Source organism: Algoriphagus marinus, assembly GCF_001936475.1.
Taxonomy (GTDB): domain Bacteria; phylum Bacteroidota; class Bacteroidia; order Cytophagales; family Cyclobacteriaceae; genus Algoriphagus; species Algoriphagus marinus.
In genome coordinates this window covers 364,535-385,033 of sequence record NZ_MSPQ01000005.1, presented here as the reverse complement: position 1 = coordinate 385,033, position 20,499 = coordinate 364,535, and the positions used below count along the sequence as shown (strand labels likewise).

Genomic DNA, 20,499 nt, shown 5'->3' with positions numbered 1-20,499 from the left:
CTCCGGCGAAAAAAATACCACTCTCTTTCATCCGGATGGGGTCCTGCTAGTCAACTCTATCATTCACTAACATTCAAAATTAACATGAAAAAATTTATTCTGTTTTCAATTATTTTCTTAATGGTATATTCTCCGCTTCTTTTTGCTCAAGAAGAAGTGCTCATCGTAGAGGTAGTAGAGGAGGAGGAACCTTCTACATTAACCTTGTCAGGGTCAGTTGATGCCTATTTTAGAACAAACTTTAATGCACCAAATAAGGGTGAGAATTTTATGGCCCCAGCTTCTTCTTTTGGAAACCTTCCGGGTTTTGCATTAGGTATGGCAAATATTATCGCCACTTATGAAGGGAAAAATGTTGGAGCGGTTGCAGATTTAGTTTTCGGTCCAAGAGGCGAAGATGCTGTTTTTGGATCTCCTTTGTATGCTGGAGGTATGGCAGGAAGCTCTCAAATTATCAATCAATTGTATGTGTATTGGAATGTAAATGAAACGGTTACTTTGACATTTGGAAATTTCAATACCTTTTTAGGATACGAAGTTATCTCTCCAACGGGTAACTTTAATTATTCAACTTCCTACATGTTTTCATATGGACCATTTTCGCATACAGGTTTGAAAGCTGATTTTGCTCTTTCGGATAAATGGTCATTGATGGCATCAGTAATGAATCCCACCGACATGACAGAATTCAACTTGAGTGGCACCTATACCTTGGGCGCTCAACTTGGATATTCGACTGATGCAGGTAGCACTTATTTAAACTTTGTTTATGGAGATCAAGATGGTAGATTAGAGAATGACGGAAGTTTGATCACAGATCAATCCTCAGCTGGAAATACCTTTCAAATAGATTTAACTACAGGGTTCAATCTATCTGAGAAATTGTTTCTTGGTGTAAACACCACATATAACACTACTTCTTCAGGGGAGTTCTTCTCAGGTTCTGATATTCAGGATTCCGACGGTGATGGTTCAGGGTTTTATGGTTTTGCAGGGTATTTGCAAGCAACTACTTCCGATAAATTTGCAATCGGGCTTCGTGGTGAATATTTCAGTGTATTCAATGGTGGACTTGAAGGAGTGGTAGGTGTAAATGGCGAAGGTGATGGAAATGTTTTTGCGATGACATTGTCTGGAAATGCTAAAATCAGTAAGAACCTAACTCTCATTCCTGAATTGAGATTAGACTCAATGGGGGAGGAGTTTTTTATGAATCAAGATTTAAATCCAAGCAAGTCTCTAGCATCTTTCTTGATAGCAGCAGTGTTTTCATTCTAAATTATTATACAGGGTCTATTGTGAATTAAGCCGAGTTGAATTTCAACTCGGTTTTTTTATTTTCAAGTGTATTTATAGTAAATGAGCTTAAAAAAACATTTCTTTTTGAAAATTAGATAGACTAATTCCTATTTGAGGTTGTTCCTGAGGTCTAAAATATGTTGTAATACAATTAATTAAAGAATATAATTTTTCATTTCATTAGAAATCTTTTAAAAAAGATTGAATGAACAGGAACATTTTTTTAATTAGACAGTATATCTTGGTACAACCCAAATATACTAGTCATGAAAAGTTTGTCTCTTTTTGTAGCTGTTTTCCTCACTTGTGCTACTGCCTTTTCCCAGGATTTCCCAAAAGGTCCTGCTGCAAAAAATACTAAAGTAGGAAAGGCCTCTACAAATAATCTTAGTGTCGTTTTTGATAATAACCCTCAATTAGTTAAGGGCCCCAATTCGAAGAATTTTAAAGTTTGGAACAAGGAAAGTAATGCTGTTCAAATCAGAACACGAAAAAACATTAATAATCCGAAAGGACTTCAAGCCAAAAATAGAAAGGTTTGGGAGGAATCAAATCGAATAGAAGTAACTAGCAAAGCAGCATACCAATTGCCAAAGAGTATGAAGAGGCGGAAAATTTGGTGGCATTAATAATTTAAAGCTCGTAGTCTACGAGCTTTTTTGTTTTAGAGGTCTTGCTCCCGCTCTAGCATCAAAATGCTATGTTGGGGTACAATAAAATATTTTTCTCCCTCATAAATAACTTCGTGCGATCCAGATAATAAGAAAATAGCTAAATCTCCTTCTTTTGCTTGGAGCGGAACATATTTTACTTTTTCATCAGAATCCATCCAAGGTTCAGGATCTTCAGTTTGAATTGGAATAGGGTAGCCAGGACCAGCTTTGATGATATAGCCTTGTTGGACTTTCTCTTTTTCCTGTATTCCAGGAGGAAGATAAAGTCCTGAGCCTGTCTTTTCATTAGGTCGTTTTAAACGAATCAAGACTCGATCTCCAACAATAATGAGTTTTTTTAATTTGTTTTCGGCTGTTAGTTGCATTCGATATAAATTCTAAAGTCAACAAGAAGAGCCAAGAACCATGATTCTTTAATCCGGATTCTTGGCTCTTAAAATAATAGCGGCATCTGATTTTCACAGATGCCGATTTATTGGTTTAGCTATGGTTTACTTTTTGTCTTCACTTACTTCCTCATAGTCAACATCAGATACCCCGTCTCCGCTAGTTCCGTCGTTGCTTCCTGCATTGACATCCGGTCCACCTTGTGCACCTTCAGCGCCAGCAGCATTGTACATTTCAGAAGAAGCTGCTTCCCAAGCTTTGTTTAGTCCATCCATCGCAGTATCAATACCTTCGATATTTTGTGCCTGATGAGCAGCCTTCAAAGTGGCAAGTGCAGATTCGATTGCTGATTTATTGCCTTCAGAAAGTTTGTCACCGTATTCTTTCAACTGCTTTTCAGTTTGGAATACTAAGCTATCAGCTTGGTTTAGCTTGTCAACTTTTTCTTTTTCAACTTTATCTGTAGCAGCATTTGCCTCTGCTTCAGCTTTCATTCGCTCAATTTCTTCCTTAGAAAGACCTGAAGAAGCTTCAATCTTGATTTTCTGCTCTTTACCGGTTCCTTTATCTTTTGCAGATACATTGAGGATACCGTTGGCATCAATATCGAAAGTTACTTCAATCTGAGGTACACCACGCTGTGCAGGTGGAATGTCAGCCATTTGGAATCTACCAATTGTTCTGTTGTCCTTAGCCATTGCCCGCTCACCTTGAAGCACGTGAATATCTACCGCTGGCTGATTGTCAGCCGCTGTGGAGAATACTTCAGACTTCTTAGTCGGGATAGTCGTATTGGATTCGATCAATTTGGTAAATACACCACCCATTGTTTCGATTCCCAGTGAGAGCGGAGTTACGTCCAAAAGTAGGACATCCTTCACTTCACCAGTCAATACACCACCTTGGATAGCAGCTCCGATTGCAACTACTTCATCTGGGTTTACACCTTTTGAAGGCTTCTTTCCAAAGAATTTCTCAACTTCTTCCTGAATTTTTGGAATTCTAGTAGATCCTCCAACCAAGATTACTTCATCGATATCTGAAGGCTTCATTCCAGCATCTGCCAAGGCTTTCTTACAAGGCTCCATTGATCTTCTTACCAAGTCCTCAGAAAGTTGCTCAAATTTTGCTCGGCTCAAGGTTCTCACCAAGTGCTTTGGTCCAGTCTGAGTTGCAGTGATATACGGCAAGTTAATTTCAGTAGATGCAGAGCTTGAAAGCTCAATTTTTGCTTTCTCAGCCGCCTCTTTTAATCGCTGAAGTGCCATCGGATCTTGTCTCAAGTCGATTTGTTCTTCAGCTTTGAATTCGTCTGCTAACCAGTTGATGATCACTTGATCGAAATCATCTCCACCTAGGTGAACATCACCGTTGGTAGATTTCACTTCGAATACACCGTCACCAAGTTCAAGAACTGAAATATCGAATGTACCACCACCAAGGTCATACACTGCAATTTTCATGTCCTGATTTTTCTTATCCATTCCATAAGCCAATGCTGCTGCAGTAGGCTCATTGATAATACGTTTTACTTCAAGACCAGCGATCTGACCAGCTTCTTTTGTTGCTTGACGCTCAGCGTCATTGAAATATGCAGGAACGGTAATTACCGCTTCGGTTACTGCCTGTCCTAAGAAATCCTCAGCAGTAGTCTTCATTTTCTGAAGAATCATTGCAGAAAGCTCCTGTGGAGTGTAAGATCTATCACCGATTTTGATTGCTACGGTATCGTTAGGTCCTTTTTCTACTTTATAAGAAGCGTGTTTCTTCTCTTCAGTAATTTCAGAGAATTTTTTCCCCATAAATCTTTTTACGGATGAAATGGTATTTTGAGGATTAGTGATTGCCTGTCTTTTGGCAGGGTCTCCTACTTTTCGCTCTCCATTTCCGTTGTCAAGAAAAGCCACGATTGAAGGTGTGGTTCTTCTTCCCTCACTGTTTTGAATTACTACAGGTTCATTACCCTCCATTACAGCTACGCAGGAGTTGGTAGTACCCAAGTCAATGCCGATAATTTTTCCCATGATTATAAATTTTATTTAGTTTCAGATTTAATACATTTCCCTTTCTTCAAGTCATGTGCCATCCCGGAATCTTTAGATTATTGTGTCAGATTGGCAGAAAACTTGCCAATAACTTTCTGGTTTCCTTCCGAAAATGTCAAGAATCATTTGGCAGACCTTCCTGCTTGGCAGTTTTTATGATTTCTTTTTCCCCTGCAACTATTTAGTGATTGTCTGCATCTTATCTGTAATGAGAAAGTTTTTCTATATAAGAAATCGAAAAGAATTCTTGCGCGGGATTCTTGTGTTTTGCATTGGAATTGCCTTTGTCAAAGTAGATTGGAAGCTTGAACTGCTAAATCCGCTTTGGGTTTACGTCGAAACTCTCGAAAATTCTTTAATTAATTTCTTCAGCTAAGAAGCAGAATTTCTGATGGAGAGGACTTATTTTTGAATCATGAATTCAGCCTTGCGAGTCCAGGATATTTTTATCTACCCAATAAAGTCTCTTCGGGGAATTAGAGTGGAATCTGCAAAAGTTTTGGAGCGTGGGTTTCAATACGACCGATGTTGGATGCTGGTAGATCGAGCTGGTTTATTTCTTACGCAACGAACTCATCCCCAAATGGCGTTGATCAAGGTCGATTTACACGATGACCATCTCACGGTATCAAATCCTGTATCTCAGGCTAAACCCCTCAAAATTCCATTTGACCTTCTATTAGATTCACAGATTGAAGTGGAGATTTGGGATGATCGCCTGAAGGCAAACCTGGTAGATCCATCTATTGATCAATGGTTCTCTGAAGTCTTAGGTATAGAGTGTCAGTTGGTCCGAATGCCTGAATCAGGACAGCGTAAAGTAAGTCCAAAATATGCGATCAATGAGGAGTCGGTAAGTTTTGCCGATGGTATGCCCTATTTAATTATAGGGCAAGAATCGCTTCATCATTTGAATTCAAAATTGACTCATCCGGTTTCTATGGATCGTTTCCGCCCAAATATTGTCTTTTCGGGTGGAGAAAGCTTTATCGAAGACTGTTGGAAAAATATCAAAATCGGAGACGTAGATTTCTGTATAGTCAAACCCTGTGCTCGTTGTGTAATGATTACTGTCGATCAAGAATCAGGCGTAAGCAGTAAAGAACCACTTAAGACTCTTGCTACCTACCGCACATTAAACAATAAAGTATACTTTGGGCAAAATGCACTTTCGCTCCAAGAAGGAAAAGTACGCATAGGAGATTCAATTCAACTAATATGATCAGCAAGCGATATTATCGACTTATAGCCCTTTGGGTATTGACAGAGACATTTCTGGGTGGATTACTCCATGCTTTTCGAATTCCGCTTGCAGGTGTTTTTATCGCATGCTTTTCGGCGCTATTTATTTCCTTGATTTATACCGCTACGGGCAGTTCAAAAAAAGTGATTCATGCCACGCTAATCGTTTTGGTATTTAAGATGCTACTCAGCCCGCATGCACCACTTGGAGCATTTTTATCAGTTGCATTACAAGGGACTTTTGGAGCAATAATTCTTTCATTGGTTCGGTCTCAGAAAGCTGGAAGAATGCTTGTCACAGTTTTTGCATACCTGCAGTCAGCCACAATGAAGCTTATCAGTTTGACGATTATTTTTGGAATGGGCTTTTGGGATGCACTGGATGAGTTTATGCTCTCTATTGTAGAATACTTCCCTTTTTTGTCTACGATTCTAAGTGCCAAAAATTTGGTATTGAGCTACCTTGGGATTTACCTAGTGACCGGGATTATTGCCGGATGGATGATCGGGAAAGTGACCTTGGTCGCTAAGCGAACACCCGTGACTTCAGAAGAAGAACAGATAGTTACCTCTGCCAAAAAGAATCGGAAAATAAATTTCGAGTGGTCTATCATCGCATTATTGGCGGTGATTTATTTTATTCCATTTATTCCAGCTTCTTTTAGAGAAATGAGTTTAAGAGCTGCAATTATCCTTACTGCCTGGCAATTGGTTTTAGGACCTTTGGTCAAAAAAGCACTGTTCGCTTTTCTGGGAAATAGGAGATCGGGACTACTACGGGAGATCAATCTGATTGAAGGCATTCTTCCTGAGATGCGTAAAAATCTTAAAATCTCCTGGAGAGCTGCTTCAGGGCAAAAGACCTTCCAACGAATTCCTTTTTTTGTAAAAACATGGGTACAGATCAGTCTCTAAGAATCATCATTCTTACAGGAGAAAAAAGAGCAGGGAAGACTACCTGGCTTCAGAAGCATAAAAGTGGATCTGCAGGTTTTCTCAGTCCTTTTATTCTGGAAAAAAGAAACTTTTTATTGATTCCAAATCAGATATCGATCCCCATGGAAGAGCTGGGAGGCAACCTGAAAGTGGGAAAATATTCATTTTCAAATCAATCCTTTGAACGAGTGGATCGACACGTTCGTGATCAGTTTCACGCGCCTGAATTGATTTTTGATGAAATCGGGCCCTTAGAATTTAAAGGAGAAGGCTTCGCCGAGTTGCTTCGATATACGCTTCAGAATTACTCTGGCAAATTAGTGATTGTTCTCCGATCAGGGATTGTAGAAGAGGCGATCGAAACTTTCCAGCTCGATCGCTTTCCGATAACTGTTATAGATTTTGAGCAGTTGATGAACTCCGAAGAGACGGAGCTGAATTAGCAATAATTCTTCACCGTCTCAATAAATACTTTCACCATCGCAGGATCAATGTCTGGATAGACACCATGTCCAAGATTAGCAATATGACGTGTCCCTTTAAATTGGTCCATCATATCAATGGTTGCTTCCCTTACTTGATCTGGATTTCCGTATAGTGCAGCAGGGTCGAGGTTTCCTTGAAGCGTTTTGTTTTCTCCAATTAATTTTCTGGATTCAGCTATTCCCATGTTCCAATCCAGACCTATTGTCTCACAATTCAACATCCCCATTTCTTCTCGGGCAAAAAATGCGCCTTTGGCAAAAACAGTCTTAGGTACTTCGCTGATTGCATTGCAGATCTGTGAAATGTATGGATAGGAAAACTCAGCATATTGCTTCGGTCCTAAAATTCCTGCCCAGCTGTCAAAAATCTGGACTAAATCAGCTCCTGCGTTGATCTGTGCTTTCAGATAGTTGATAGTACTGTCAGTAATCATCTGAAGCAACTGGTGTGAAAATTTTGGTTGGGTGTAGAGCATCTCTCTTGCTTTAGAGAAAGTCTTCGAACCTGATCCTTCAACCATATACGCAAAAATGGTCCAAGGAGCACCTGCAAACCCGATTAGAGGGACTCGACCAGCTAGATTTTTCTTGGTTATTTCGATTGCTTTGATCACATAGCTGAGGTCATTTGCCCCATCGGCTACGCGGAGTTTTTTTAGGTCTGCCTCTGATCTGACTGTGTTTGGAAAAAAAGGGCCTCTTTTCTCCACCATTTCATAGGGTAATCCCATCGCCTCCGGAATTACGAGAATATCAGAAAAAATAATTGCAGCATCTACACCTAAAATATCCACAGGCTGAATGGTTACCTCGGCAGCAAGTTCAGGGGTTTGTGCGAGTTCGATAAATCCACTTACGCTTTCCCGGACAGCTCTATATTCAGGTAAAATTCTACCTGCCTGACGCATCAACCAAACTGGTGTTCGTTCTGTTTTCTCTCCCTTTGCGGCTCTTAGCAGCAAGTCATTTTGTAATTGCATGGGTGCAAAGATAAGGAGCAAATTTTATTTGGACTCTGGAAAATTGGAACATAAAAAAACAGGAGGGAGATTTCTCCTTCCTGTTTGTGGTAATCAGTTGGTTTAGGTAATGTACTTTGTATTGAATATTACTTTTTCAAGTCAATTCTTTTAAAATCTTCATCTTTTAAGCCGAGCATAGCAGTGACAGCCTCATAGTTGGTAAAGTCGATTCTACTAGAGGCATAATCGCCTGGAACGACAATCACTCTGAATAATTGATTTAATCTCCATTCTTCCCCAAGATTAGCAGGATTGATAGCACCGTCTAAGAATAACCTGAAATCATCTAGCGTGAAATCATAATTGTAGATCAATACCCCACCTTCGTTGAAGAAAACGGTCTGAGGAAGGGCTCTCCAAACAGACTTGCCTCCGTCTATTTCCCACTCGATAAAAGCTAAAACCACATCACTTTCGATGTTCGCTTCCTCAAATATTAATTTTTCGATGTAATTGTTCGCTTGGGTGAAATTGACCTCAACTTCAAAAACTTTAGATACAATATTTACCCCATCAAGCCCATCAAGTCCAGGAGGTCCCACTGGACCCTCACATGCTTGAAAGCCGATTAGAATAATGATCGAGAGAGCAAGTAAGTTTAGCTTTTTCATTGTGTTTGGTGTTAGGTACGATTTCTTTCACGAGAAAGAATAAAATTTTGTTCGTTAAAAAAGCTTAATCACCATATAAGTGTTTGGAAAACAAGTTTTAAAAAAATGATCAACTTCAGGTATGCTCTTAGAATTACTTCAAAAGTGCAAGGACATGGACTTCCTTTTCGGATATAATCTTATCAATAAAAATACCATTTAGCTCCAGCCCATTTTCTTGAGCATAGTTTTGAAGTTTTTCTTTAATCGCATCCGGTCCCGGCATCACCCATCTACTCCCGGATATTTTGGCTACTAGATAGCCATTTGTGTCAAAAGTTTTAAACTCAAAATCATTCAGGGGTACAGCTTGATTAATTCCGACGAAAACCTTCATGGTATCTAGTTTCCCCGCTGGTTCCACCTCGTAAATCGTATGAAGATAAGTTCCGGGCTTCAGCCCTTTTTGAGTCTGTATTTCTTCGAAATAATTCGCAAGTTTTTCATCCTGAGGAATTCCCTCAAAGGTTCTGCCAGCAAGACTTTCAGGCTTGGAATCAACTAGTTCAATGATGATGGGATTATTCCCTCCCAATCTGTCAAAGCCCCAAAATCCAAGCACTGCTACTAGGGCCAAAAAAATCAATCCAAATAAAATACGTTTTTTCATTGTCAGAAAATATATCTGATTCCAATTGCCCCTTGTCCTTTTACATGACCCACTCGATCCAAGAGTTCTAAGAAAAAGCCAGCCTCCGCAAAAATATTTATCGGAAGGTCATCAAAGTAATATTCTGCACCGATAAAAGCCTCAGGGCCAAAGTCAACGTTTGTTCGCTGCTCCTCAAGCAAGGGAACTCCAGGCTGACTAACTATCCCTGTAGCATAGGTATAGGTGATATTTGCTGTCCGCAACTGAATCCCAGCGCCTCCATAAGCGAGTAGATAGCCTTGCTCGATCCCGAAAGTCTCAGTAAAATCCTCGTTGTATGCCATTCTTGCATTGAGAGAAATCCCTTTTTTGGAAGAGTGGGCAACATAAAAGGCATTATTACTAGGTGGGTTGTTTTCAAAATCACGCTGGTAATAGCTATTCCCGTTGAGTCCCGCACTTCCCAGCATAAACTCATAGGAGATGTAATCGGAGATAAAGTCTTTGTAAGTAATCGAAAGCGGCTCACCAAGTCTGAGACCAATGCTTCGCTCTTGAGCGAAAGTGAAAAAAGGAATAAATAAGATTGCTAGAATGATTTTGTACTTCATGAGTGATTAATATTTTTCCGAATTGTCGCAAAAATCAGGCTAGATCGCCATTGTTTTAAGTTGCATCTGATGCAATTGGGTATAGTAGCCGCCGAGGTCAAGCAAATAGTCATGTGTACCCGTTTCGACTATTTCGCCCTTATTGAGCACAATTATTTTATCTGCTTTTTGAATAGTGGATAGTCGATGGGCAATCACAATGGAGGTTCTGCCTTTCATCATTTTATCAATTGCCTCTTGTATCAGTTCTTCCGTTTCTGTATCCACAGAGGAGGTGGCTTCATCTAAAATGATAATTTCCGGATTATAGACCATCGCCCTTACAAAAGAGATCAATTGGCGCTGACCAACCGACAGCGTTGCTCCACGCTCCATTACATTATAGTCCAAACCTCCCGGCAATCGCTCAATGAATCGTTTTGCACCGACCAATTCAGCGGCATACATCACTTGTTCTCTGGTGATTTCTGGATTACCAAGTGTGATATTATAATAGATCGTATTTGAAAATAAAAAAACATCCTGCATTACGACTCCGATATGCTTTCGCAAAATTCCCAGTTCAAAATCTCTGATGTTATGACCATCGATACTGATCGAGCCTTTGCTGATTTCATAAAACCGTGAAATCAAATTTATAATCGAGGATTTTCCCGCACCTGTTGCTCCCACCAACGCAACAGTTTGTCCTGGCTTAACCTCAAAATTGATGTCTTTGAGTACATAGTCCTCATCGACATATGCAAACCAAACACTCTTCAATTCAATATGCCCTTTCAACTTTTCAGGGGCAAAGCTTCCCTCATTGTCGATATGTTCTTTGCTTTCGAGTAGTTTGAAGATTCTAGAGGAACTTACCACTCCCATTTGAAGCGTATTGAACCGGTCAGCAATCATCCGAATGGGTCGAAAAAACAATTGCAGATACATGATGAAGGAAATCAAAACTCCGATTTGTAAATCCATTCCCAACACGCCCACTGCACCATACCAAACTACAAGGCCAATTCCAATAGCTTGAATAATCTCCGCAACTGGGAAATAGATTGAATAGTAAAGTACAGATCGAATGTGCGCACGAGCATGTTCCTTATTGATTTCTTCAAACTTCGCAAATTCTCTTTTTTCACGATTGAAGATCTGTACGATGTTCATCCCAGTGATATGCTCTTGCAAGAATGAATTGAGGTTGGAAACCGCATTTCGAACATCATTGAAAGTGACTTTGATTTTCTCCTTGAATACATAGGTTGAAATGACCATCAAAGGGAGCGTACATAAACTCACCAAGGTCAATTTCCAATCAATGTAAAACATCACTGCAAGAATCGTGACCAACTGAAGTAAATCTCCAATGATTGCCGCCAAACCTTCGCTGAATACATCTGCTAAAGTTTCAATGTCTGAAATATTTCGAGTTACTAATCGACCGATAGGGGTGTTGTCAAAGAATTTCAAGCGGAGCTTGAGCAAATGCTGATAGAGCTGAACCCTGATATCCCGAATAATCACTTGTCCAATCCACCCTGAGTAGTAGGTGTGAGCCCATTGCACCAAGGCTTGAAGGATCATCAATACAACCAGGAGATAGATAATCTTCAACAGGCCTGCGCCATCACCCACTGTGACATAGTCGTCTATAGCAACCTGAATAAAATAGGGTCGGGTTGGAGCCAATATTGCCAAAGCAATTGTCAGAAACACCAAAAAGTAGAATTGTGGCTTATAGGGCTTTACAAAATTGTAAAGCTTCTTGAGGACTTTGGTGTCAACAATTTCTCCGGAGGATTCTTTTTCTTTTTCTAAGCTCAAAATAGTTTAGTCTAAATAGATTTTTTCAGGATATTCGACTCGACTCAAAAACAAGCCTTTTGCCGGTGCCGATTTTCCCGCTTTTTTCCGGTCTCTGGAAAGGATAATCTGATCCATTTCATCAGCTTTTCTATGATGGTAACCCACTTCCAAGAGGGTTCCCACTATTGTTCTTACCATCCCTCTGAGAAATCGATTGGCAGTTATATGAAATAACAATTCGCCGTCTTTTTGTTCCCAATAGGCAGACATTATTTGACAGCGGAAGTGTTTTACCGCAGTGTTCACCTTACTAAAACACTCGAAATCTTCATGTCTCAACAAGACTTCTGCTGCTAGATTCATCTGAATCACATCAGGATTGTAAAAGCACCTCCAGGCTAATTCATCAAGAAATGGGTTTTTGCGAAAGATAATCCGATAAACATAAGATCGCTTTTTGGCATCAAATCTCGCATGTGCTGTAGGTATCACTTCCCTGATCGAATGTATGGCTATTTCCTTTGGGAGAATACCATTTATTGCTTTGAGGAACTTTTCCTTTTCAAACGGTAAATCTGTTTCAAAATGACAGACCTGCATACTAGCATGTACCCCAGTGTCAGTCCGACCACTACCAACTACGGTAACGGGCGTTCTAAAATAGGTGCTCAGTGCTGATTCAACTGATTCTTGTACTGAAAATGAATTTTCTTGGATTTGCCAACCATGAAAAGGGGTGCCTTTGTAGCTCAATTCCAGAAAAAAACGCTTGACTCCACTCATAAGTTTGCAAAGATACTATTCCCCTTCAATTCCGCTAAGAAACTTCCATTCCTTGGAAAGCATTTAAGAACCGCTTTTCTTTGCCAAAAAAATAAACAACAATGATTCAGCGCGTACAAACCATATTCTTGTTTTTAGTAGTCATCGCTATGGGTGTGACCATCGGAATGCCTCTTTGGGAGCAATTACAAACCAATTCCGGAACTGGAGATTCTTGGAATCTTACTGCTTTTGCTTTGAGTAATTTTGATGCTTCAGGGGAATTGATTCAGTCTTCATCCAAATGGTACATCGGTACTCTGGCCGCTTTCGCGGGACTTTTAGCCTTGATTTCGATTTTCCAATATGCCAATAGAGGTCGTCAGATGCTGATCAATATGATGAATAGCCTTGTGATGGTGGGTTTGGTAGTTGCTGTTTTCTTGACTACCAATGGTATAAACACAGCTATCAATGCTCAAGAGGCAGGTACTTATCAAATAGGTTTTTGGGCGATTCTGGTAGCGATGGTTTCTAATATGCTAGCTAACCGATTTATCCGAAAGGATGAGGCGCTAGTCAGGTCTGTAGATCGGATTAGATAGAAGAAATATATTAGTGAAAAGTATCAAGACTTTAGAACTAAGATACTAGATTCAAGAATTAAGAAACGAGGGATAAGAGAAACTAGTGAGGATTTTAGGATTGGTAATGGTGAGCTAAGTTTTTAGAATCAATATATCAATGCTTAAAAAGAAAAATAGCCGGTGATAAGCCGGCTATTTTCGTTTACCAAAATCTGATCCCTATAGTTGGGTAAAAGGTTTTTAGATTTTCTGTCCCAATGATGCCTACTTGGATAGCAACATCTTTACTGATTTTCCTTCTATAGAACGCCTGCATTGTGGTTCCTTGAAATAATTGACTTTTTTTAGAATTAACCAAAATACCTACCCCAAAAGTGTTTGCAGAATTTGACTTTGGATCACTTCGATCCCATCTAAACTCCGTGTTTGCGAACCAATTGCTATTGACTTTTATGTTTTTTTCTATTCGGTCAGGGAAATATATCGTGTTGGTAAAGGAAGCACCAATGTCAAATTTCTTAAAGTTAAACATCACCTTCGCTCCAAATTGAGGAGTGAAATCCCCTCCTGTATAATCCATCCCAAGGACTAATCCAAGTTCCAGTTGATCCACATGGGGCAAATAGTTTCGCTCTAAATCAAGAATAACAGCATCTTCTTTTGTGATACCATACTCTTCGCTTATCCGATAAGTTAAAGTCTTGAACTCGGGAAAATCTGTTGTTTCCTTCAATACCTTTTTAAATCGTTCCTCAAGTTTTGTCATTTCATATTCATCTTTATTGAAGAGAAGAATTAATTTCCCCTCATTTGGGAAGTTGAAAACCAAAGTATCAGTGATTGGAAATGAAAGATTAAGTTTTTCTAATTCGTTGCTGTGAAGCTTATTTTCAATTTCCTGAGCAATACTACTAAAGGAAATAAGCATGGCGATGCCAGTGAGAAGCGTAAATCTTTTCATTTTCTTGAGTTTTAGAAATGTGGTTTAATTGTTTTGTCCGAAACGGATCCGACCCAAGCGACCAGATCTCCCGATTTGTTTTTCTTCTAATTTGACGGGATCAGATTTCCCAAAAGCTGTTTTTACCTGGAAATTGGTTGGTTTAAGCCCCCAAGAAATCGTCACTTCGTGGAGGGTTTTCAATTGAACTTGGTTTTCAAATTCTTCTAAGGAATCTTTTTCAGCGAGAAGTATAACTGGCTTATCAATAGCGATAAATTCAAAATCCGGAACTTTGACAGAAATCTCTGGTAGTTCTTTTTCCTGTGTTTCTGTGATCTTTTTGGGTTTGGATATTGAGGGAATCGTCTTCGATATTCCAGATTTTGATTCTTCTTGAAACTTCATTTGAACAGGCAGATCTATCACTGATATTTCGGTTAGAGAATTTTGATCAGAGAATTGTAGCTCAATAGTTTCTGTTTCGTTCCAGGCAAATTTTGAAATCAATAAGATGCCAATAATCCCTGCCGCAAGTCCAAGGAAAGGCCATAGTGAGATTCGCTTTTTATCTTCAAGTTTATCGATGATCTTTTCCCAGCTATCAGCATTTGGCTCAAACTGAGGAAGATTTTGGAGGTGACCTTCGAGTTGATTTTCAAAACTCATCTTCCCTAGGATTTTTTCCCAGCTATCTGTTCTTGGTGTATGTTCGTTCAGTTGATCTTTCATGCCTGCAGAAGAGTTTTGAGTCGCTTTTTCAATAATCCCTTGGCGTAATTCAATTGTGACTTTGACGTGCTTTCACTTATTCCGAGCAGTTTTGCACACTCCTGATGGGGATATCCTTCCACAGTTACCAGCATAAAGACTGCTCGTGCCCCAGCTGGAAGATTTCGAATCGCCTGATCCAGAAGCTCTGCATCAAACCAGGCATTCAATTCCTCTCCGATTTCTAGATTTGCTTGTTCCAAAGGTTCAAAGTGAATCTTTTTCTTACTTTTTTTGATTGCCTTACGAATTGTGATCGTTTTCATCCAACCAATCAAAGCTTCATGATGAGCTAGTTTTTTGAGATTCTGAAAAACTTCGACATAGGTGTCCTGAAGGACATCCTGGGCTTCGTCCTCATCATTCAGGATTCGAAATGCCAAAGAATAAACCAATCGTTTTGTCAATTCAAACAATTGGAATTGTGCCTTTCGGTCGTTTTCGATGACCTTTTCAATTAATTCCTGATTGATTTGAATAAGACTCATTTGTTGGGGTTATAAAAGAAAGAGTCGGCTAAACACCAAAAGGTTGGAAAGCATCAAAAAAAACCGGAATTATCTTCCGGTTTCTGATCAGTTGAGGATCAATTTTCCTCTCAGGATCACTTTCCCGTTCGGTTCAATAATTTGATAAATGTAGATGCCATTTCCTGCCAGTATGTCAAATCTGTTTTTTTTCTGGCCTTCGGCAAAAGTGAATTCCTGAATTTCTTGTCCCAGCGTGGAGTAAATTTTCATCTTTTCTCCACCTTTCCACGCATCCTCTGATTGAATGAAAAGTGTTCCTGAGCTAGGGTTAGGGTAAACCTTAATTCCTGTTTCTTGCTCCGGTTCTAAAGCCAGTACTACATCAAATTGGTAATCCATCCAATTCAAGCGATCCTGAACCCAGGTTTTCAAATAGGTGATTTCTTTTTGGTACGTTTGCCCAACAAAATTATTTGGCCAAACATATTCGCCCAGCACATCCCATTTTTCAAAATTCCGGACTCCAGCTCCACCGATTTCTGATTGCATACTGTCAATTGCAAACATTATTTTTTCATCTGAAAAAACGTCTTTTCGCAGTTCGATCCATCGGTCTTTCATTTTTGAGATATACGATGGGTCTTCCAAGAGTTTTGTCCACCAAAAGTGGATTACCCAATAATCATCTGGGCATACTGAATTGAAGTCCCAGGCCCAGCCATCTATGTTGGAGCCATTGCAATAATTCGCATTGCCAAAAGCTAAATTGAAATCCCAAACCGGACCTGCTTTTATTTTGCCTCCTTCACTTTCCCGATCCTTATAAAAAAAGCTACTCAAGCGATAGCCATCTACATTTCTGGAAAGCTCATTGATCAGAGAAAAGTCAATAAAGCTTTCTGCATCAATGTATTTTGCATACCCATTAGTCGGGTCTTTGAATTCCGGGCCATTTAAAACGCTCTCAAATTCATCAATATAACCCTTGATATAGTTGAATTGCTCAGGCACGATCTCGTCATAGTCTGGTGTGTCAAACATGATTCTTGTTTTTCCTGCTCCAGGAAAAGGAAGAATAGGAGATTCCCATGCAATCTCTTCTTGAAGTCCTTTATCAAATTTCAGAATATACCCACCCGTCAATTTATCTCCCGAGATATCCTCAGCGTCTAGTTTTTTGATATCTACTCGGTTTTTATCCCGCTTGATCCGTTCGGTGAGAAGATAAACACCCAAGTATTCATCATTTATTACGAGTTCAAAAAATTTGATTTTTGGGGCATATTCCATGTTTTTAGAAGCCAAATAATAAGCCAAGGCATTTCTCATAAGTGACTTATCGCTGAAAGGGCCGTGGAAAACAAAGTCTTCTTCCTCCGGAAACCCAAGTAGTCCAAAGTCAACCCCATCCTGATCTTCATCCCATAATTCAATTCCATAACTCTTCTTGTCGAAAGATTGGGAGGACTGACCTCTGATTTCTATCCCAACTGACCCATCGTAATGATTATATGGATCAGTGATCTTATTTTCGACTCCATCACCATTCCAGATGATTCCCATTTTGCCAAGGACTTTTGGTTCGTCAGGAATTTGAACTTCTGTATTGATAACTACGATTGGAAGATTAGAACTAGTAAGCTGAGCAAAAGCAGAAACGCTAAAACTCAACCATAGGAAAATACCAAATTGGGTTTTGGCAAAAGAAATTCGTTTCATACTGCAAAATATTAATAGTATTTTTCCTTCCAATCAGAATTCAAAAAATACATATCATGAGGCTTGAAACTTTAGCAATTCACGGAGCAAATATCATTACGGATTCAGAAAAACCTGCAATTCAGCCTATAACGCTAAGCACCACATTCATTCATCAGCCAGATTCGATGATTTATTCCAGAGCGAATAATCCAAATCGGAATGCGCTGGAAAAACTGTTAGCAAAACTTGAAAAGGGAGAAGATGCCACGGCCTTTTCTTCAGGGAATGCAGCTGGTGCTGCTGTTTTTCAAGCCTTGGAACCAGGTTCCCATATAATTGCTCCAGATGACATGTACCACGGGCTGAAAAATGCAATTCTTCAACTTTTCAATGGAGTGCTTGAGGCTACTTTCGTAGATATGACGGATTTGAAAAATATAGAAAATGCGTTTCAGGCAAATACCAAATTAGTTTGGGTGGAGTCGCCTTCAAATCCCCTTTTAAAAATTACTGATATCAGAGCGGTGGCAAAACTTGCAAAACAAAACGGCGCCATGCTCGCATGTGACAATACTTTCGCTTCCCCAGTCTTTCAAAATCCTATTGATTTGGGTGCAGATATCGTGATGCATTCAAGTACCAAATATTTTGGAGGTCATAGTGATATTCTGGGAGGTGCATTAATCACCAAATCTGTCGATGATTTTTGGGAAAAAGTAAGGATCGTGCAACGAGTAGGAGGTGCAGTTCCTTCCCCTTTTGATTGTTATTACCTTTGCAGAAGTATCAAGACCTTGCCTTATCGGATGAAAGGTCATGCAGAACATGCAGGGATTATAGCCGACTATCTAAGCCAACATTCTGGAGTAGAGCAAGTGTATTACCCAGGACTTAAAAGTCATTCCGGACATGATATTGCAGCAACTCAAATGACTGGTTTTGGTGGGATTTTATCTTTCCAAGTAAAAGGTGGCGCTGAAGCTGCAAACAATTTGATTTCAAGACTTCATTACTTCACAAACGCGACTAGCCTCGGGGGAGTGGAAAGCTTGATCGAAAGAAGGGCCGCATCGGAGGGTCCGAATACGCTTACTCCCCAAAATCTTATTCGAGTTTCAGTTGGTCTAGAGCATTTGGATGATTTATTGGAAGACTTGGATCAAGCCTTCTGATCTGTGATGTTTTACTTTGATTTATTTTTCAAGTGGAAAACCATTTCGATACCAATCTCCTAGACCACCTTCCAAGTGGTAAACTGATGTATAACCCTGTCCGGTCAAAAATTCAGCTGCTTGTGCACTGCGAACGCCCGCTGAGCAATAGATTAATATAGATTTCTCTTTGTCTAGCTGTTTTGCTTTAGTCTCAAATTCTGGATCGTAGATATTGATCACAGTTGCATTTGGGATTTTTCCTTCAGCTACCTCTTGAGGAGTTCTTACATCAAGGATGATTGTGTTTTCCTTTTCTGAGAGGTTTTTAAAGCTGACAGCATCTACGCTTTGGACTCCTTGTTTTTGAGTGACTCCAACTGCGGTGCTTTCAGAATTGGTTTTTTCTGGTTGACAAGAAAATAAGAGAATTGCAAATACTGGAATAAGTAGGGTCGCTTTCATGGCAAAATGGAAATTTCACCAAAAGTAACTTTTCTAAATCTTTCATAAAGTGATTTTTCTCACCGTGATGGTTTTTGGGAAACCGTTGGTTTCATCCTTTAGTAAGCTTAATTGGTTTTTGAGAGATTATAAACATAGCTGTTTTCGCCCTCCTTTCTTGTAAGTTTTGACAACTTACCGTCCTTCAGACTAAATTTAAAATTTCCTGAAAGGATAAGCCCCCAGTTAAATTCTGCAGTCCAGATACATTCATCAGTGAATATGATCTCATCCCCGATTATTTCATAAGTTCCTCTACAGATTGCAGGATATTTAGACCTGCTGGAGGTACCTGAAAACCTTCCGTTTTCGAGAGTCAATGTGATGTCAGAGCTAACAAAGTCTGAATTTGGAACAGCTAAATAAAATTGCCCAATATAGGCCCCCTCTATGTTAGTGAGTACTTGGGGTTCTTCAGATTTACAGCTCCAAAAGATCAATAAAAAGATCAATAAATGATTAGGTTTCATACTACATCAGGACGAGGAATCTCTAATGAGGTTACATGATTTTCAGTAAATCGTAATAGTTTTTGAAATTGATAATAAACTGATGATTAAAGTATCCTTCCTAAAATTATTTGTTTTTCTAAAATATTTATTACCTTCTACTTCTTTTTAAGTTGTACATAATAATAAACCCATGGCAATTCAGCCTATTGAGCTAATTCTTGGTAGACAATTCATTGATGGGTTGTCAATGCCAGTTTTTTTGGTGGATCCAGAAGGTAATCTTTTGTTTTACAATGAGCCCGCTGAAGAAATTCTAGGAATCAGGTTTGGAGAAACAGGAAGTATGCCTGTAGAAGAATGGTCAACTATCTTCAAACCTACTGATATTGAAGGCAACCCTTTACCCCCCGAGAGTCTCCCTTTGGTACAAACTCTAACTCATCACAAACCTGCACAAGGATCGTTTTACATTGATAATTTAAAAGGCGAAAAGCATTTGATAAATGTGTCTGCGATACCAATCGAAGGAAGACCCAAACGTTTTCTTGGAGCAATGGCTTTGTTTTGGAACTCTAATTTCTCATGAAAATCAAAGTATGGGGTTGCAGGGGGTCATTACCCTCACCAGGACCCGAAAATATAATTTATGGAGGAAACACTTCTTGTGTAGAAGTTTCAAAGGGCGATACACTTATCATCCTAGATGGAGGATCTGGAATTCAGCGACTTGGAAAATCTCTTTCTCCAAAAGTCAAGGAGCTTCATGTTTTATTGACACATCTTCATATTGACCATACGATGGGATTGGGTTTTTTTCAACCACTTTATAATCCAAATATTCAAGTTCATTTCTGGGGCCCAAGCACGGCTCTGGAGCCTCTATTACATCGTTTACGTCGCTATTTCTCGCCTCCATTATTTCCAGTCAGATTAAATGAATTGCCAAAACATCCTATAATTCACGAAATTAACAACTCTGAATTTGTAATAGGAGATATTAAAATTAAATCAGCTTATATCTGTCATCCTGGGCCTACATTGGGTTTTCGGATGACAGATGGGGATTCTGTATTTGCTTATATGCCAGATCATGAGCCCGCGCTTGGTTCTGCTAACTTTCCGAATGAAGCTGAGTGGACAAGTGGTTATGAAATTGCAGAAAATGCAGATTTACTGTTCCATGATGGAGAATATACAGCCGCTGAGTACCAAACTAAAATAGGTTGGGGTCATAGTTCTTTGCAGGATGCAGTCGCTTTTGGAGCTTTGGCTAAGGTGAAAAAGCTCGCAATTTTTCACCACGATCCTTTAAATTCCGATGAGCGACTCAGTAAGATTTTTGAAGAATGTGTTACTGCGACGAGTCCAAATTATGACGTATTCCTCTGTAAGGAAGGAGAAGTTTTTGAATTGGGTTAGTAGCT

The 20,499-nt window shown here is 39.5% G+C and carries 23 protein-coding genes; 9 read left to right on the top strand and 14 right to left on the bottom strand.

What is annotated here, in order from left to right; all coding sequences use genetic code 11:
* Window positions 1-84: 84 nt before the first annotated feature.
* Complete coding sequence (locus BVC88_RS10425) at window positions 85-1,278, top strand: porin (protein WP_075350613.1); 1,194 nt, start codon at window positions 85-87, stop codon at window positions 1,276-1,278.
* 287 nt (window positions 1,279-1,565) lie between these two features.
* The gene (locus tag BVC88_RS10420) at window positions 1,566-1,928 is read left to right on the top strand and encodes a hypothetical protein (protein ID WP_075350612.1); all 363 of its coding nucleotides are present in this window, start codon (window positions 1,566-1,568) and stop codon (window positions 1,926-1,928) included.
* A 35-nt stretch (window positions 1,929-1,963) separates the two neighbouring features.
* Here the strand turns inward: BVC88_RS10420 and BVC88_RS10415 are convergent, their stop codons facing one another.
* Both BVC88_RS10415 and dnaK read right to left on the bottom strand, forming a co-directional pair.
* Window positions 1,964-2,338, bottom strand: a complete 375-nt coding sequence (locus tag BVC88_RS10415) for a co-chaperone GroES (RefSeq protein ID WP_075350611.1) — start codon at window positions 2,336-2,338, stop codon at window positions 1,964-1,966.
* A gap of 126 nt (window positions 2,339-2,464) precedes the next feature.
* A complete protein-coding gene (gene dnaK / locus BVC88_RS10410; RefSeq protein WP_075350610.1) occupies window positions 2,465-4,384 on the bottom strand; it encodes a molecular chaperone DnaK in 1,920 nt (639 codons plus the stop codon).
* Between the two features lie 436 nt (window positions 4,385-4,820).
* Here dnaK and BVC88_RS10400 point away from each other — a divergent pair, with 436 nt between their 5' ends.
* From BVC88_RS10400 to BVC88_RS10390, 3 genes are read left to right on the top strand one after another with little or no spacing between them, the layout of a single operon-like run.
* The gene (locus tag BVC88_RS10400) at window positions 4,821-5,627 is read left to right on the top strand and encodes an MOSC domain-containing protein (RefSeq protein ID WP_245803627.1); all 807 of its coding nucleotides are present in this window, start codon (window positions 4,821-4,823) and stop codon (window positions 5,625-5,627) included.
* A complete protein-coding gene (locus BVC88_RS10395) occupies window positions 5,624-6,562 on the top strand; it encodes a hypothetical protein (RefSeq protein WP_075350608.1) in 939 nt (312 codons plus the stop codon). Before BVC88_RS10400 ends, BVC88_RS10395 begins: the two co-directional genes overlap by 4 nt.
* Window positions 6,541-7,026, top strand: a complete 486-nt coding sequence (locus tag BVC88_RS10390; RefSeq protein WP_075350607.1) for a nucleoside-triphosphatase — start codon at window positions 6,541-6,543, stop codon at window positions 7,024-7,026. Before BVC88_RS10395 ends, BVC88_RS10390 begins: the two co-directional genes overlap by 22 nt.
* Here the strand turns inward: BVC88_RS10390 and hemE are convergent.
* The 6 genes from hemE to truA all read right to left on the bottom strand — a co-directional run bounded on the left by hemE (window position 7,023) and on the right by truA (window position 12,520).
* The gene (gene hemE / locus BVC88_RS10385) at window positions 7,023-8,048 is read right to left on the bottom strand and encodes a uroporphyrinogen decarboxylase (protein WP_075350606.1); all 1,026 of its coding nucleotides are present in this window, start codon (window positions 8,046-8,048) and stop codon (window positions 7,023-7,025) included. The genes BVC88_RS10390 and hemE overlap by 4 nt on opposite strands.
* Window positions 8,049-8,176: 128 nt before the next feature.
* Window positions 8,177-8,701 carry a hypothetical protein gene (locus BVC88_RS10380; protein ID WP_075350605.1) on the bottom strand — a complete coding sequence of 175 codons (525 nt, stop codon included), beginning with the start codon at window positions 8,699-8,701 and terminating at the stop codon, window positions 8,177-8,179.
* Between the two features lie 133 nt (window positions 8,702-8,834).
* Window positions 8,835-9,350 (bottom strand): hypothetical protein, encoded by a 516-nt coding sequence (locus BVC88_RS10375; protein ID WP_075350604.1) that lies wholly within the window; start codon window positions 9,348-9,350, stop codon window positions 8,835-8,837.
* 2 nt (window positions 9,351-9,352) lie between these two features.
* Complete coding sequence (locus BVC88_RS10370) at window positions 9,353-9,943, bottom strand: hypothetical protein (protein ID WP_075350603.1); 591 nt, start codon at window positions 9,941-9,943, stop codon at window positions 9,353-9,355.
* A gap of 39 nt (window positions 9,944-9,982) precedes the next feature.
* Window positions 9,983-11,755, bottom strand: coding sequence for an ABC transporter ATP-binding protein (locus BVC88_RS10365; RefSeq protein WP_075350602.1), 1,773 nt, complete (start codon window positions 11,753-11,755; stop codon window positions 9,983-9,985).
* Window positions 11,756-11,761: 6 nt separating this feature from the next.
* Window positions 11,762-12,520, bottom strand: coding sequence for a tRNA pseudouridine(38-40) synthase TruA (gene truA, locus BVC88_RS10360; protein WP_075350601.1), 759 nt, complete (start codon window positions 12,518-12,520; stop codon window positions 11,762-11,764).
* Window positions 12,521-12,621: 101 nt separating this feature from the next.
* Between truA and BVC88_RS10355 the strand changes: the two genes are divergently transcribed.
* Window positions 12,622-13,104 (top strand): DUF4293 domain-containing protein, encoded by a 483-nt coding sequence (locus tag BVC88_RS10355; protein WP_075350600.1) that lies wholly within the window; start codon window positions 12,622-12,624, stop codon window positions 13,102-13,104.
* Window positions 13,105-13,288: 184 nt separating this feature from the next.
* Here the strand turns inward: BVC88_RS10355 and BVC88_RS10350 are convergent, their stop codons facing one another.
* The 4 genes from BVC88_RS10350 to BVC88_RS10335 form a co-directional block, all read right to left on the bottom strand.
* Window positions 13,289-14,047, bottom strand: a complete 759-nt coding sequence (locus BVC88_RS10350) for a hypothetical protein (protein WP_075350599.1) — start codon at window positions 14,045-14,047, stop codon at window positions 13,289-13,291.
* Window positions 14,048-14,071: 24 nt separating this feature from the next.
* A complete protein-coding gene (locus BVC88_RS10345; RefSeq protein ID WP_075350598.1) occupies window positions 14,072-14,758 on the bottom strand; it encodes a hypothetical protein in 687 nt (228 codons plus the stop codon).
* Window positions 14,755-15,285, bottom strand: coding sequence for an RNA polymerase sigma factor (locus BVC88_RS10340; RefSeq protein WP_075350597.1), 531 nt, complete (start codon window positions 15,283-15,285; stop codon window positions 14,755-14,757). The genes BVC88_RS10345 and BVC88_RS10340 overlap by 4 nt, the downstream gene beginning before the upstream one ends.
* An 87-nt stretch (window positions 15,286-15,372) precedes the next feature.
* Window positions 15,373-16,986 (bottom strand): CotH kinase family protein, encoded by a 1,614-nt coding sequence (locus tag BVC88_RS10335; RefSeq protein ID WP_075350596.1) that lies wholly within the window; start codon window positions 16,984-16,986, stop codon window positions 15,373-15,375.
* A gap of 56 nt (window positions 16,987-17,042) precedes the next feature.
* On the opposite strand from BVC88_RS10335, the gene BVC88_RS10330 reads away from it, so the two are divergent.
* Window positions 17,043-18,140: a trans-sulfuration enzyme family protein gene (locus BVC88_RS10330; RefSeq protein ID WP_075350595.1), complete on the top strand. Its 1,098-nt coding sequence runs from the start codon at window positions 17,043-17,045 to the stop codon at window positions 18,138-18,140.
* Between the two features lie 21 nt (window positions 18,141-18,161).
* On the opposite strand, the gene BVC88_RS21015 is transcribed toward BVC88_RS10330, so the two are convergent.
* Both BVC88_RS21015 and BVC88_RS10320 read right to left on the bottom strand, forming a co-directional pair.
* On the bottom strand, window positions 18,162-18,584 hold the full coding sequence (locus tag BVC88_RS21015; RefSeq protein ID WP_083639069.1) for a rhodanese-like domain-containing protein: 423 nt from the start codon (window positions 18,582-18,584) through the stop codon (window positions 18,162-18,164).
* 107 nt (window positions 18,585-18,691) lie between these two features.
* Entirely contained in the window at window positions 18,692-19,093 is a 402-nt protein-coding gene (locus BVC88_RS10320; RefSeq protein ID WP_075350594.1) for a hypothetical protein, read from the bottom strand.
* A gap of 172 nt (window positions 19,094-19,265) precedes the next feature.
* Between BVC88_RS10320 and BVC88_RS10315 the strand changes: the two genes are divergently transcribed.
* Together BVC88_RS10315 and BVC88_RS10310 are read left to right on the top strand one after the other, a co-directional pair.
* Window positions 19,266-19,661 (top strand): PAS domain-containing protein, encoded by a 396-nt coding sequence (locus BVC88_RS10315; protein WP_075350593.1) that lies wholly within the window; start codon window positions 19,266-19,268, stop codon window positions 19,659-19,661.
* Window positions 19,658-20,494: an MBL fold metallo-hydrolase gene (locus BVC88_RS10310; RefSeq protein WP_075350592.1), complete on the top strand. Its 837-nt coding sequence runs from the start codon at window positions 19,658-19,660 to the stop codon at window positions 20,492-20,494. Before BVC88_RS10315 ends, BVC88_RS10310 begins: the two co-directional genes overlap by 4 nt.
* The last annotated feature ends 5 nt before the right edge of the window (window positions 20,495-20,499 follow it).

Bases quoted from the DNA above. Each gene is read 5' to 3' on its own strand.
- BVC88_RS10400 (WP_245803627.1), top strand. From the start codon at position 4,821: ATGAATTCAGCCTTGCGAGTCCAGGATATTTTTATCTACCCAATAAAG.
- BVC88_RS10320 (WP_075350594.1), bottom strand. From the start codon at position 19,093: ATGAAACCTAATCATTTATTGATCTTTTTATTGATCTTTTGGAGCTGT.
- BVC88_RS10420 (WP_075350612.1), top strand. From the start codon at position 1,566: ATGAAAAGTTTGTCTCTTTTTGTAGCTGTTTTCCTCACTTGTGCTACT.
- BVC88_RS10415 (WP_075350611.1), bottom strand. From the start codon at position 2,338: ATGCAACTAACAGCCGAAAACAAATTAAAAAAACTCATTATTGTTGGA.
- hemE (WP_075350606.1), bottom strand. From the start codon at position 8,048: ATGCAATTACAAAATGACTTGCTGCTAAGAGCCGCAAAGGGAGAGAAA.
- BVC88_RS10395 (WP_075350608.1), top strand. From the start codon at position 5,624: ATGATCAGCAAGCGATATTATCGACTTATAGCCCTTTGGGTATTGACA.
- BVC88_RS10375 (WP_075350604.1), bottom strand. From the start codon at position 9,350: ATGAAAAAACGTATTTTATTTGGATTGATTTTTTTGGCCCTAGTAGCA.
- BVC88_RS21015 (WP_083639069.1), bottom strand. From the start codon at position 18,584: ATGAAAGCGACCCTACTTATTCCAGTATTTGCAATTCTCTTATTTTCT.
- BVC88_RS10330 (WP_075350595.1), top strand. From the start codon at position 17,043: ATGAGGCTTGAAACTTTAGCAATTCACGGAGCAAATATCATTACGGAT.
- BVC88_RS10315 (WP_075350593.1), top strand. From the start codon at position 19,266: ATGGCAATTCAGCCTATTGAGCTAATTCTTGGTAGACAATTCATTGAT.
- BVC88_RS10425 (WP_075350613.1), top strand. From the start codon at position 85: ATGAAAAAATTTATTCTGTTTTCAATTATTTTCTTAATGGTATATTCT.
- truA (WP_075350601.1), bottom strand. From the start codon at position 12,520: ATGAGTGGAGTCAAGCGTTTTTTTCTGGAATTGAGCTACAAAGGCACC.
- BVC88_RS10335 (WP_075350596.1), bottom strand. From the start codon at position 16,986: ATGAAACGAATTTCTTTTGCCAAAACCCAATTTGGTATTTTCCTATGG.
- BVC88_RS10345 (WP_075350598.1), bottom strand. From the start codon at position 14,758: ATGAAAGATCAACTGAACGAACATACACCAAGAACAGATAGCTGGGAA.
- BVC88_RS10340 (WP_075350597.1), bottom strand. From the start codon at position 15,285: ATGAGTCTTATTCAAATCAATCAGGAATTAATTGAAAAGGTCATCGAA.
- BVC88_RS10310 (WP_075350592.1), top strand. From the start codon at position 19,658: ATGAAAATCAAAGTATGGGGTTGCAGGGGGTCATTACCCTCACCAGGA.
- BVC88_RS10350 (WP_075350599.1), bottom strand. From the start codon at position 14,047: ATGAAAAGATTTACGCTTCTCACTGGCATCGCCATGCTTATTTCCTTT.
- BVC88_RS10390 (WP_075350607.1), top strand. From the start codon at position 6,541: ATGGGTACAGATCAGTCTCTAAGAATCATCATTCTTACAGGAGAAAAA.
- BVC88_RS10355 (WP_075350600.1), top strand. From the start codon at position 12,622: ATGATTCAGCGCGTACAAACCATATTCTTGTTTTTAGTAGTCATCGCT.
- BVC88_RS10380 (WP_075350605.1), bottom strand. From the start codon at position 8,701: ATGAAAAAGCTAAACTTACTTGCTCTCTCGATCATTATTCTAATCGGC.
- dnaK (WP_075350610.1), bottom strand. From the start codon at position 4,384: ATGGGAAAAATTATCGGCATTGACTTGGGTACTACCAACTCCTGCGTA.
- BVC88_RS10370 (WP_075350603.1), bottom strand. From the start codon at position 9,943: ATGAAGTACAAAATCATTCTAGCAATCTTATTTATTCCTTTTTTCACT.